Here is a 12,347-nt window from a genome sequence, read left to right on the forward strand (position 1 = left end):
TAGCGCAGCTTCGCGGGACGCGCGCGGGAACAATGACGCAGCGCGACCGCCGCCGAACCGTCAGAGGCCCGGAACGGCGCCCTGCCGACCCACCGCGATCGTCCCCGCCGTGAGCGCGCCGTCCGCATCCGAGTGGGCGAAGATCGTGACGGCGGCGCCGGGCTGGAGTTGCGCCCTTTCGCCGGGTGACAACTGCGTCACCGGCGTGTTGCCGGGGATCTCGAAGGTGGATTGCCCACCCTCGTATGACAGAGCCAGCTTCAGGGGCGAGCCGCGGCGCAGATCGGCGACCCAGCCTGCGGTCAACGTGGCGCCCTGCGCCGTGTCCCAGGGCTGGCTCCCGGCCTCGAAGCCGCGTTCGGACGGCGAATACAGCGTCACCGCGGTGGCGCGTCGCGGCTCCGAACCCGCGACGCCGAGCACGCTGACGTAGCTCTCCGGCTTGATCGACCGCAGGTCCGACCCGTTCACCGCGTAGATCCGGGTCTTGGGATCCATCCGCAGGGCGAGGGTGCTGCCGCTGGGCCGGCGGATCTCGAGGCGGTCGGACTCGGCCCATGCGACCGTTCCCCGGAACCGCACCATGGCCTGCTCGGCCAGGGCAGCGGTGACGGTCACAGCCGTCAGCAGGGCGGCGAAAAGGCTGCGCTTGAAGGTACGCGTCACGGGGATCCTTGCGGGTCGAGGTGGGCGGGAGCCGAACGTCAAAGCGTCACGGCGGTTCCCGAACATGCCGACGCGTTCGCGCGCAGGCGATGCGCTTGCGCACCGACTGCCGGGCCAGATTCGATCCGGTCGCGGTGGATAAAGGTCACCGTCTACGGTCCGTTCGCAGCGGGCCGTGACCTTAAAAGGGTCCATCATGGCGCCTTCGAACGCGCCGTTCACGCGTCTCACGCATCGCTATCGGACGGTCGACGGCCGGTGAGTCAGTCGGCCGCAGCCCGGGAAGGCTGCGGCCGGCCATCGAGCGGCGGCTCAATGCGCCATCAGCACCGGCATGTCGGCATAGGCCAGCACGTGGCTGGTGACGCCGCCGAAGATCATCTGGCGCAGGCGGCTCTGGGTATAGGCCCCCTTGATCAGCAGGTCGCAGCCGAAGGCCTTGGCCTCGGCCAGGAAGGTCTCGCCCGGCGCGCGCCGCCCCGCAGGCAGGGCGCGATGGGCGGCATCGACACCCTCGCAGGCCAGCGCCTGGGCGAGGTCCTGGGCGCTCGGACCCGGTACCATGCCGCCCTCGACGCTCAGCACCAGCACGCGCTGTGCCCTGCGCAGGAACGGCATGGCGAAGGCGACCGCCCGGGCGGTCTCGGTCGAGCCGTTCCAGGCGATCAGGATCGCGTCGCCCAGGCTCGCGGGGGCCGTCGGCGGCGCGAGCAGGATCGGGCGGCCGCTCTCGAACAGGGCGGTCTCGAAGGTGGTCATGCGCGGGGCGTTGTCGGTCGTGCCCGGACGGCCGACCACCGTGGCGGAGAACAGCCGGGCATACTGGCCCAGGAACGCGTCGCCGGTCGGCACGTCCTGCCGCCACCGATAGCGCGGCCCGGCCTCCGGCACCCGCTCCGGGATGCAGATCCCGTCGCGGGGGTGCCGGGGGATGCCCGCCGCATCCATGAAGCCGACGAAGCGGCCGCCGGCCTCCTCGGCCTCGGCCCGGTCGGCCTCCTCGTCCCGCAGCCACGTCATGCCGCCGACCATGTCGACGGGGACGTATTCGGCGAGCGCCGGGCGCAGCGACACGCCCTCGATCAGGCTGCCGAACCGCGTGGCGGCGAGCCGCGTCGTCTCGAACACGGAGGGCAGGGCGTCGTGCATCGCGATGGGTACGAGCAGCGTCTTCATGGCTTTGTCCTCCTCGGGCACGAAGCTAATCCGGCCGGCGCCCGTGGGAAACCGGGCCCGCTCCCGCGCGCACACGGTTTTGCGATGTTCCGGAGTCGAGGATCCTCCGGAAGCGCCGGGTCAGCGGCGTCTCGATGACGCGATGGACCAGGAGGGCGGCCGCGACGCTCGCGGCCAGCATCAGGACCATGGCGAACTGGGGGTGCAGCGCGAACGCCGTACCGGCGCGTGCCAGGATCTCGCGCACGAGGCGCAGGGCGAAGGGATGCACGAGGTAGAGGGCGTAGGAGGCATCTCCGAGGATCACGAACGCCCGGATCGGACCGGATCGGCGCGCGACCTGCGCCTTATCGTGCTCCGGGCCGAGGGCGGATGCCACGAGCAGGGTTGCCGGCACGCCGACCAGGAGCGGCCGCAGCCCCCCATCCGCCTCGCCGAGTCCTGCGAGGAGGCGCGCCGCCAGGATCAGACCGAGGACACCGAGCGCCCCGAGGCCGATCCGTAGCGGCGCTGCGGGCCGGGCACCGCCGCGATAGGCGAGGGCGAGCCCGGCCCCGGCGGCAAATTCGAGCACGATCGGATTCGCCCAGAAGCGGAGCGCCAGGGGCAGGTCCGGCCAAACGATCCCCGCGGTGACGAGGAGCCCCAGCACGGCGATCAGCCACACCACGGCGCCGCGCCGCCCGAAGCCGAGCCCGGCGGCGAAGAGGACGTAGAAGAAGGCCTCGTAGTTCAGGGTCCAGCCCAGCCCGTAGAGCGGCTGGACGATGCCGTCGGGCCGGGCGGCCGGCCAGAACAGGAAGCCCGCCAGGAGCGCGACCGGCTCGCGGACCAGACCGGCCGCCGCCCCGAGCAGGTCGGGACGCGCCAGCGCGAGGCCGAGGTAGAGCAGGCTCACCAGCCAATAGAGCGGCACGACCCGGGCGATCCGGTGGGCGAGGAAGCGTGTCCGGCCCCCCGGCGCCCCGTACAGGCGTGCACTCGCCAGGACGATGACGAGGCCGGAGATCACGAAGAACAGGTCGACGCCCCCCCACCAGGGCAGGACCATGCCCGGGTCGAGGGCGGGACCGCCGCCGCGCAGCGCCAGCAGATCCGCTTCGTGTCGCGCATGGTGCCAGACCACCATCAGGGCGGCGAGGCCGCGCAGGATCTGGATCGGGACGAGAATCATCCGGCGCTCAGGGGTCGGTGAGGCGGGGTTCCGCGCAACGGCATCGCGCGTCCGGAACGACCGATATCCGGCGTGCCGACGCAGCCGTACGGGCGCGAAACCTCATTCATCAGGCCGGTCCGGGGCGAAAACGACAGGAACCATAAGCCGATGGCCCCGTTGACCGATCAATTCGCGGACGCCGCGCGTGAGGTCTTCGATCTCCGCCACACATCGTCTGACCGTCCGCGCTCCCATTTTGAAATGAGGTTCCTGATGCTGAAGAATTACGCCGCTGCCTCCGCGCTGGTCCTGGCGCTGTCGACCCCGGCCCTGGCGCAGAGCGCGAACGATTTCCGCATGCAGTCGATGCAGGCGAACGCGTTCGAGATCCAGTCCTCGCAGATCGCCCTGTCGAAGTCGCGCAACCCGCGGGTCCGTTCCTACGCGCAGGAGGTGATCCGCGATCACCGCGCCGCCAACGTGGCGCTGGCCGGCGGTCAGTCCGGCGCGATGGCGGGCGGCGAGCCGGGTCTGGGCGGCCTGATCACGGCCCCGATCGCGGTGGCCGGCAGCGCCGTGGGCGCCGGGGTCGGTGCGGCGACCGGCGTGGTCGGCGGCACCCTCTCGGGCGGCCCGGTCGGCGGCCTCCAGGGCGCGGGCGCCGGTGCGGCCAACGGCGCTGCGATGGGCGGACGCCTGGGCGGCGGTGACATGATGGCGACGGGTGGCTCGACGATCGTGCAGCCGAGCCCGCAGCAGCAGGCGATGCTGGCCGAGCTGTCGTCGACCCCCGCCGGGGCGCGTTTCGACCGTCTCTACGCGACCCAGCAGATCCAGGCCCATCAGATGGCCATCTCGATGACCCAGGCCTACGCCCAGGGCGGCCCGAACCCGGCACTGCGGAACTACGCGCAGCAGGCCCTGCCGGCGCTGGAGATGCACTACAATCAGGCGCAGCGCCTGCCGGGCGCCATGTAAGCGTCTCGGATTGGCGGCCCGGCTTCGGCCGGGCCAGCGCGATGGGCGGCCCGTGCGAGCGGGCCGCCTTTTTTATGTCGTGCGCGTGCGGCGCAGTTGCCTGCGCCGCCTCGGCCTCAGTCGCACGCGATGGCGGCGGACGAGCGAACCGCCAGGCCGGCCGTGTCGAGCGGCGGCGTGAACGCCCCGGTCTTCGGGTCGCGCACGACCAGGGACCCGCTGGCGACGCCGAAATGCGCGCCGTGGAGCTGAAGCCGGCCGTCATCGACCCGCTCCTTCACGAACGGGAAGGTCATCAGGTTTTCGAGGCCCTGTGACACCACCGCGTATTCGAGGCGCGTCAGGTAGTCGGGCGCCTCGGGATCGCCGGCCTTCGCCGCCGCGGGCTCCACCAGCGAGACCCATTTGCCGATGAAGTTGCTCTCGGAGAGCGGCGCGGCCTTCCTGGCATAGGCCTTCACACCGCCGCAGGTGGCGTGGCCGAGCACGACGATGTGCTTCACCTCAAGGGCCTGGACGGCGAATTCGAGCGCCGCCGAGGTCCCGTGGTAATTCTCGTCCGGCTGATAGGGCGGCACGAGGTTGGCGACGTTGCGGATCGTGAACAGTTCGCCCGGCCCGGCATCGAAGATGGCGCTCGGCGAGACCCGGCTGTCGCAGCAGCTGATGATCAGAATCTCGGGCTGCTGTGATTCGGCCAGCTGCGCAAAACGACGGCGCTCGGCCGGAAAGCGCTGCTCCAGGAACGAACGGTATCCTTCGGTCAGATAGACAGGAAACATCAAGTCACCTCCGGTTGTATTATTCGCCGCGATACGGCTGAATTCAGGACCTTTGCCATGTCAGAACGCGGGGCGCGGTCGGCATAATCCCGCGGGCGAGATCGGCCGCGAGATCGGCAAGCCCCGCCGGCTCGACACGCTCGCCGCTCGCGCGCAATTCGGCGATCGACCACCAGCGGGTGCCGAGCACGGGATTGTCCTCGGTCTCGGCGAGGCGGCTGGTATCCACCCGATCATCGGGCAGGCGGACGAGAAAGTAGCGCTCGCGGGCATCCCGGCCCTGGCGGAACAGGTGAAACGGGCCGTCGCAGGCCGCGACCTGCGGGCCGATCGTGACGTCGGCGCGGCCGATCTCCTCCTCGAGTTCCCGGCGGCAGGCGCTGACGTGGTCCTCGCCGGGCTCCAGGCCGCCGCCGGGCATGAACCAGAACCGCAACGGCGTCCCGTCCGGCGCCGTCGCGTGAACGGAGGCGTAGGCGATCAGCAGGATCCGGTCCTGCGGATCGAGCACGATGGCCCGGGCGACATGGCGGACGGGCAGAGGGGTCGCGGCACTCATGCGGTCAGAGTTAGGGCACGCGGACCGCGCCGGACATGGACATTCCTTCGCTTGGCCCATCGGCACGCCCCCCGCCGCGCCGTCGCTCGATCCGCCGATCATGACAGCTTGCCCGCGACGTTGGGCCTGATCCGCGCCGATCGGGATCATATCGGCCGCGCGACCATGAAAAAGCGTTGTGCAGTGGCTATTTGGCTCAATACTTGAATGTCTAAGCCCTAGAATAGCCTGTGATAACGAAAAATAATCCGCAACATCGTTTCGAATTTTGATGAAATCTGATTCACGGGAAGGAGATCCGACGCCGCGCTCATGGAGCCGAACCATCATCGCTTTGATCCGATCGCCGGCGCGACAGGCGCCCCGGCCATGTCGATCGGCAGCACAGTCGAGATCGGACAGGCAAAGGGCGCGCTCGCCGACCTGAAAGGCTCCGAGTCATCCAACACGGTGTTTGCGTCACCGACGGACCAGACCACCTCTGGGAGCGGCGCCTGCAAACCTCCGCCGGCCTCGCGACACCGACCCGACTGGATTTAGGGAGGCAGCGGCTCCTGCACGGCCGGTGCCCAGATGACCACGGGCAGGCCATGCCCATCCTGCGCCGGCGGGTCGGGGAGCGGCCGGGCGCGCCCCGTCAGGATATCGCGCGCCACCACGAGCGCGGCCAGGGCGTCGAGATGGTCATCCTCGGGAATGCCCTTCGCCCGGGCATCGAGCAGCGCCGCCGGCAGCCCCGCCGCAGACAGGAGCGCGCGGCGGCGATCGAGCCCCCGGCGGGCCTCACGGCCCTTCTTGGGCAGGCCGAGGGGTCGGTCACCGTTGAGTGCGTGGAATGCCACCTCCGGGTGAACCTCGTGGATCCGGTCGCACAGCGCCGGCCGCGCCCGCAGCAGCGTGTCGACCGCCCGGACGTAGCGAAAGATGTTGTAGCCCTGAATCGAGGGCGCGAAGGGCGGGTCGCTGGCCGCCCGGGAGGCGGCCTTGGCGGCGTCGTAGTCGTCCGCGTAGATGGCGGCCCGCGGCGGCATCGGGAAGACCGACGACCGCGCGGGGCCGAGCTTGGCGCGCGCCGCCAGATCGGCCGCCCGCCCGCCGCCGACGATCCGGTCCGGCAGGCCGATCGGCACGTCAATCCCGACGACGAGCGGCTGCTCCGGCGCGTCGAGGAGCGCCGCGATATCCGGGAAGAGGGCGCAGCGGTGCCGGTCCGGGTCGTCGAGATCGAGCAGGGCCCCCGCCCAGGCACCCCGGCAGCCGTCGAGCCCCGCGATCCACCGCGCCATCGTGATCCTCCACCGTGCGGAACCTGGCCCCCGCTGCGTTCTTGTCCGGGCTGGCGCGGGCAGCTATCCGCATCGCGCCGACGCACCGACTCGGGAGCAGCGTGATGAGCGAGATCCGTCCCCGCCGCAGCGTCCTGGCGATGCCCGGCTCCAACGCGCGGGCGCTGGAAAAGGCCCGCACGCTGCCCGCCGACGTGATCCTGATCGACCTTGAGGACGGGACGGCCCCGGCGGCCAAGGAAGCGGCTCGCCGACAGGTCGCCGCCGCGGTGGCCGCCCGGGGCTTCGGGGCGCGCGAGGTCGTGGTGCGGATCAACCCGCCCGAGACCGAGGATGGCGAGGCCGACCTCCTGGCCCTCGCCCCCGCCGCGCCGGACGCCATCCTGGTGCCGAAGGTGCGCACGTCCGATACGCTGATCGCCGTGGGATCCCGCCTGCGCCGGCTCGGTGCGCCGCCGGCGACACGGGTCTGGGCGATGATCGAGACGCCGATGGCGGTGGTGAACGCCGCCGAGATCGCCGGCGCGGCCCGGGACGTCGATGGGCGGCTCGCCGCCCTGGTGATCGGCCCGAACGACCTCCTGAAGGCGGCCCGGATCCCCCCGCCGGGGCGGGCCGCCCTGGTCCCCTGGCTGATGACGGTGCTGGCCGCCGCGCGGGCCTACGAGATCGAGGCGATCGACGGCGTCTTCACCGACTTGAACGACGGGGCCGGTTTCGCGGCGGAATGCGCGCAGGGCCGAGACCTCGGCTTCGACGGCAAGATGCTGATTCATCCGAATCAGATCGGCCCGGCCAATGCCGCCTTCGGGCCGGATGGCGAGGCGGTGGCGGCGGCGCGCCGGATGCTCGATGTGTTCGAAGCGCCGGAGAACCGCGACCGCGGTGTCGTGGCCGTCGACGGCAAGATGGTCGAGCGCCTGCACGTCGAGTCGGCCCGGCGCCTTCTCGCGCTCGCCAGCGCGATCGAGCGGCTCGGCGGATGAGCGCGCTACCCGAAGTCGGCCTGCGGATCCTCGACCCGCGCCTGACCGGGTGGGGGTTTCCGCGCTGGGGTTCGGCGGCGGCGGCGGGCCTCGATCTGCATGCCTGCCTGGATGCCCCGCTGGATCTGCCGGCACGGGGAGCACCGGCGCTGATCCCGGCGGGGTTCAGCGTGCTGATTCGCGATCCGGCGTGGTGCGGGCTGATCTTCCCGCGGTCCGGCCGCGGACACCGCGAAGGGCTGGTGCTCGGCAACGGCACGGGCGTCATCGACGCGGATTACGAGGGACCGCTGATGGTCTCGGCCTGGAACCGCGACGCGGCTGCTCCGATCCGGATCGAACCCGGCGAGCGGATCGCCCAACTGGTCTTCACGCGCATCGCCCGGCCGGTCCTGACCGTGCAGGAGGGCGAGGCCGGCCCGGGATCGGCTCGCGGCGCGGGTGGATTCGGGTCAAGCGGACGCTGATCCGACAGCCGACGCTGCGCGGCTTGGTTATCCGAGGGCCGCGCCGTCATCCTGCCTAAGGGGCTGCCTCTCTTCGCGCATGACGAACAAGCAGGATCGCGCCCATCACCGCGCGAAACAAGTCTATTTGACCATCTCATGAGTTTTGACAGATATCATCTCAACATAAATTTGATATGTAATAGTTTTTAAGGGTCTTTATTTTCACAGTTAGTCGCCGTACGACGAGTTTAAATCTAAATTCATTCCAGATCATGATGCTTGCCAACCAAATTTTGGCCTGATACCGGCCCAATCTACAGGACCACGCACAGAATGCGACCGCATGCGCCCGCTTCTTCGGCAGTTCAGGCACAGTTGTCGCGCCGGAAACTGTAGATATGCCCCTCTTTGAAACCAATCTCATCACAATCCGGCGCGCGCGGCGCGCTGCTATGCTGATGATTGTTGTTCCGGCCGTGGTCGCACCGGCGCTGGCTGAGGAGGCGCCCGACGCGTCGGTCCAGCTCGACACGCTGTCCGTGGAGGCACGCGGCCCGGCGGGGGCGAGCGCCCTCCCGCCGTCCTTCGCGGGCGGGCAGGTGGCCCGCGGCAGCCGGCTCGGCCTGCTCGGCAACCGGGACTACATGCAGACGCCGTTCAGCACGGCGAGCTACACCGAGAAGACGATCCGCGACAGCCAAGTGATCAGCGTCGGCGACCTCCTGACCCGGACCGATCCGTCGGTGCGGACCTCGATCGGCAGCGGCAACCGCTACGACGCGGTCAACATCCGGGGCTTCCGCATCGAGAACCGGGAATTCGCGCTGAACGGGCTCTACGGCCTCGTGCCGGATTATCGGATCGACCCGGCCCCGCTGGAGCGGGTCGAGATCCTCAAGGGCCCGGCCGCCTTCCTGTACGGCGTGCCGCTGAACGGCGGCATCGCCGGCACCGTGAACGTCGTCACCAAGCGCGCGGGCGACGAGCCCCTGAACCGCATCACCGTCGATTATGCCTCTCCGGGCCGCGGCGGGGCCGGGGTCGACGTGGCCCGGCGCTACGGCGATGCGAAGCAGGTCGGCGTGCGGATCAACGCCGCGGGCCTCGGCGGCACCACGCCGATCGACCTGACGGGCCAGCGCAACGCCGCCGGCTCGCTGGGCCTCGACTATGAGGGCGAGCGCCTGCGGCTTTCGGCGGACGTGATCTACCAGCACGACGCCTATGACAGCCAGACCCGGGGCGGCAACCCACTGCCCGGCATCCGCATCCCCCGGGCGCCCGACCCGCACAAGAACCTGTCCCAGCGCTTCGACTTCTCCCGCGCCGACAGCATCACCGGCTTGGCCCGCGCGGAATACGACCTCACCCAGGACCTGACCCTGTTCGCGGCTCTGGGCGCGAACCACTTCACCTACGCCAAGCAGGAGAACCCGGCCTTCACGCTCCTCGACGCGACGGGTCGGACGCGGTCGAACTCCATCTTCCAGAGCGGCGATACGGTGTCGATCTCGGGCGAGGCCGGGGCCCGCGCCCGCTTCGCAACCGGCGATATACGCCACGAGGCGGTCTTCACCGCCACCGCTCTCGATCAGGACCTGACGCTCGGCCAGATCACCTATCGGACCTACCTGACGAACCTCTACGCGCCTTTGCGCCTGGCCTCGCCCGGCGGGCCGGATCTGAAGGCGTCATTCCCCCGCGGCCGGGCGAGCTACAACCGGCTGACGAGCCTCGCGATCGCCGACACGATGACCTTCGCCGACGGGCTCGTCGAGTTGCTGGTCGGAGCCCGGCGGCAGACGATCGAGGCCGGCAATTACGCGCCGGTGACCGGCCTGCTCAGCACCGCCTACGACAAGAGCGCGGTCACGCCGGCCTTCGGCATCGTGGTGCGGCCGACGCAGGTCCTGTCGCTCTACGCCAACAGCGTCGAGGGGCTGACCGCTTTGCGCGCGCCGAGCTCGGCGATCAACGCCAACGAAATGTTCGCGCCCGCCCGGACCCAGCAATACGAGGTCGGCTGTAAGCTCGACTTCCAGAGCTTCGGCGTGACGCTCGCCGCTTTCGAGATCACCAGCCCGGCGGGCCTGCTCGACGCGCAGACGCAGCGTTACGGCATCGTCGGCGACCAGCGGAACCGCGGCTTCGAGGGCACCGTCTTCGGGGAAATCCTGCCCGATCTGCGGGTGATCGCGGGCGCGACTCTGCTCGACGCAAGGTGGGCGCGGACCCCGGGCAGACCCTATGCCGGCAATCCCGCGACGGGCGCGCCGCGGTTCCAGACCACCGTGGGGTGGGAATGGGACACGCCGTTCCTGCGCGGGCTCACGGCGACCGCCGCCGTGGTCTACACGGGCGGCTCCTATGCCGGCACCGCCTTCCAGGCGGTCCTACAGAAGATCCCGGACTGGACCTCGATCGATCTCGGCCTGCGCTACGCGACGGCGCTCGGCGACAAGCCCGTCACGCTGCGGGCGAGCGTCAGCAACGTCGCCGACAACCACTATTGGATCGCCAACCCGAACGGCGCCCTGATCCTCGGAGCGCCGCGCACGGTCTGGCTGTCGGCCTCGGTGGATTATTGATCACTCCAGCGTCTTGCCGAGCCGCCCCGCGAGATCCTGGATGTACTGGAACGCGGTGCGGCCCGAGCGGGAGCCGCGGGTGGTGGCCCATTCGAGGGCTTCCGCCCGCAGCGTCTCGGCCGGCACGTCGAGGCCGTAGCGCTCCGTATAGGCGCTGATCATCGCCAGATACTCGTCCTGGCTGCACTTGTGGAAGCCGAGCCACAGGCCGAACCGATCCGAGAGCGAGACCTTCTCCTCCACCGCCTCGCCGGGGTTGATCGCGGTGGAGCGCTCGTTCTCCATCATGTCGCGGGCGAGGAGATGCCGGCGGTTGGAGGTCGCGTAGAACAGGACGTTCCCGGGACGCCCCTCGATGCCGCCGTCCAGCGCGGTCTTGAGGGACTTGTAGGACGTGTCGTCGGCGTCGAACGAGAGGTCGTCGCAGTAGACCAGCCAACGGTGCGAATCCGGCCGCAGCAGGGCCATCAGATCGGGCAGGGCTTCGATATCCTCGCGGTGGATCTCCACGAGCTTCATCGGCAGCGAACCAGCCGGGCGCCGGGCGTTGATCTCCGCGTGGGCCGCCTTGACGAGCGACGACTTGCCCATCCCGCGGGCACCCCACAGCAGGGCGTTGTTGGCCGGCAGGCCCCGGGCGAAGCGCTCGGTGTTCTCCACCAAGGTGTCGCGGGCCCGGTCGATGCCGGTGAGCAGCCGCATCTCCACCCGGGCGACCTCGGGGACCGGGGTGAGCCGGCGCTCGGGCCCCCACAGGAAGGCGTCGGCGGCATTCGGATCGAAGGCCGGCGGGGCCGGGGGCGCGGCGCGCTCCAGCGCAGTGGCGATGCGCTCCAGGAGCGGCATCAGGGTGTCGAGGGTCGGGGCGCTCGTCATCGGATCGGGGGTTCGGCTTCGCGGCGTTCAGGGCGCCGGTTCTACGGGGAAGCTCGGCGGAAAGCATCCGCTTCCGAACGCGAACCCGGATCGCGCGTTGGATGTTTCGTCGACGCGAAACCGGCAACCTTCAGTCTCATCGGCAGCCAGGAGAGAGCGGGTCCCCTCTCCCGAGCGGGAGAGGGACAGGGTGAGGGACCCGCGGCTTCCAGTGCAGGCTCGACGTGGACGCGCCTGCCTGGCGCGCTCGATGCTGAGAGTTCTTCTCCCTCACCCCAAGCCTCTCCCGCTCGGGAGAGGGGGCCAGGTCGCGGATCCGTGGCCGCGCCGACACGTTTGGACGGTGTTGAGGGCACTATGGAGCCAGGACCGACGATCCGGATCACCCAGGTCGACGCTTACGTCTTCACGGTCGATTTCGGCGGTGCCCTCCCGGCGCTCGTCACCGACGAGGCGCCCCCGATCGGCGGCGGGACCGGGCCGTTCCCCGAGCAGATCCTGATCGCGAGCGTCGCGAACTGCCTCTGCGCCAGCCTCGTCTTCGCCCTGGGGAAATTCCGGCAGGAGGCGCGGGGCGTCGCCGCCGAGGCGCAATGCCGGGTCGAGCGCAACGCCGAGGGCCGCCTGCGCATCACCGGAATCGACGTGCGGATCGGCCTCGGCGCGGCCGCCGCCGAGATGCCGCGGATCGACCGGGTGCTGGAGCAGTTCGAGCGGTTCTGCACCGTCTCGGAGAGCGTGAAGGCCGGGATCCCGGTCTCCGTCTCGGTGACGGATGGCGACGGGACCCGCCTGAAATGAGCCGACCCGCGGAAAGATCCGCCGCCCGGCGCATTCCCGCAACG

Annotated in this window: 12 protein-coding genes; 5 read left to right on the forward strand and 7 right to left on the reverse strand. The window is 70.2% G+C overall.

Features of this window, described 5'->3' with window-relative positions; translation table 11 throughout:
- Window positions 1–60 precede the first annotated feature (60 nt).
- From AAHG09_RS19270 to AAHG09_RS19280, 3 genes are all read right to left on the reverse strand, one after another.
- Window positions 61–666 (reverse strand): hypothetical protein, encoded by a 606-nt coding sequence (locus tag AAHG09_RS19270; RefSeq protein ID WP_342109058.1) that lies wholly within the window; start codon window positions 664–666, stop codon window positions 61–63.
- 312 nt (window positions 667–978) lie between these two features.
- Window positions 979–1,842: a universal stress protein gene (locus AAHG09_RS19275; protein WP_342109059.1), complete on the reverse strand. Its 864-nt coding sequence runs from the start codon at window positions 1,840–1,842 to the stop codon at window positions 979–981.
- Between the two features lie 25 nt (window positions 1,843–1,867).
- On the reverse strand, window positions 1,868–3,016 hold the full coding sequence (locus tag AAHG09_RS19280) for an acyltransferase family protein (protein WP_342109060.1): 1,149 nt from the start codon (window positions 3,014–3,016) through the stop codon (window positions 1,868–1,870).
- A 255-nt stretch (window positions 3,017–3,271) separates the two neighbouring features.
- On the opposite strand from AAHG09_RS19280, the gene AAHG09_RS19285 reads away from it, so the two are divergent.
- A complete protein-coding gene (locus AAHG09_RS19285) occupies window positions 3,272–3,976 on the forward strand; it encodes a DUF4142 domain-containing protein (RefSeq protein ID WP_342109061.1) in 705 nt (234 codons plus the stop codon).
- A 116-nt stretch (window positions 3,977–4,092) separates the two neighbouring features.
- On the opposite strand, the gene AAHG09_RS19290 is transcribed toward AAHG09_RS19285, so the two are convergent.
- From AAHG09_RS19290 to AAHG09_RS19300, 3 genes are all read right to left on the reverse strand, one after another.
- On the reverse strand, window positions 4,093–4,758 hold the full coding sequence (locus tag AAHG09_RS19290; RefSeq protein ID WP_342109063.1) for a carbonic anhydrase: 666 nt from the start codon (window positions 4,756–4,758) through the stop codon (window positions 4,093–4,095).
- 43 nt (window positions 4,759–4,801) lie between these two features.
- Window positions 4,802–5,317, reverse strand: coding sequence for an NUDIX hydrolase (locus AAHG09_RS19295; RefSeq protein ID WP_342109064.1), 516 nt, complete (start codon window positions 5,315–5,317; stop codon window positions 4,802–4,804).
- Window positions 5,318–5,853: 536 nt separating this feature from the next.
- A complete protein-coding gene (locus AAHG09_RS19300; protein WP_342109065.1) occupies window positions 5,854–6,603 on the reverse strand; it encodes a DUF429 domain-containing protein in 750 nt (249 codons plus the stop codon).
- A 104-nt stretch (window positions 6,604–6,707) separates the two neighbouring features.
- Here AAHG09_RS19300 and AAHG09_RS19305 point away from each other — a divergent pair, with 104 nt between their 5' ends.
- The 3 genes from AAHG09_RS19305 (at window position 6,708) to AAHG09_RS19315 (ending at window position 10,626) form a co-directional block, all read left to right on the forward strand.
- The gene (locus tag AAHG09_RS19305; protein WP_342109066.1) at window positions 6,708–7,589 is read left to right on the forward strand and encodes an HpcH/HpaI aldolase/citrate lyase family protein; all 882 of its coding nucleotides are present in this window, start codon (window positions 6,708–6,710) and stop codon (window positions 7,587–7,589) included.
- A complete protein-coding gene (dut, locus tag AAHG09_RS19310) occupies window positions 7,586–8,056 on the forward strand; it encodes a dUTP diphosphatase (protein ID WP_342109067.1) in 471 nt (156 codons plus the stop codon). The genes AAHG09_RS19305 and dut overlap by 4 nt, the downstream gene beginning before the upstream one ends.
- A gap of 434 nt (window positions 8,057–8,490) precedes the next feature.
- Entirely contained in the window at window positions 8,491–10,626 is a 2,136-nt protein-coding gene (locus tag AAHG09_RS19315) for a TonB-dependent receptor (RefSeq protein ID WP_342109068.1), read from the forward strand.
- Here AAHG09_RS19315 and AAHG09_RS19320 read toward each other — a convergent pair whose 3' ends face one another.
- The gene (locus AAHG09_RS19320) at window positions 10,627–11,502 is read right to left on the reverse strand and encodes an ATP-binding protein (protein ID WP_342109069.1); all 876 of its coding nucleotides are present in this window, start codon (window positions 11,500–11,502) and stop codon (window positions 10,627–10,629) included.
- Window positions 11,503–11,859: 357 nt separating this feature from the next.
- Between AAHG09_RS19320 and AAHG09_RS19325 the strand changes: the two genes are divergently transcribed.
- Window positions 11,860–12,303: an OsmC family protein gene (locus AAHG09_RS19325; RefSeq protein ID WP_342109070.1), complete on the forward strand. Its 444-nt coding sequence runs from the start codon at window positions 11,860–11,862 to the stop codon at window positions 12,301–12,303.
- Window positions 12,304–12,347: the final 44 nt, after the last annotated feature.

Origin of the sequence: Methylobacterium guangdongense, from assembly GCF_038442355.1 — a bacterium.
In the GTDB taxonomy this organism is placed as follows: Bacteria; Pseudomonadota; Alphaproteobacteria; order Rhizobiales; family Beijerinckiaceae; genus Methylobacterium; species Methylobacterium guangdongense.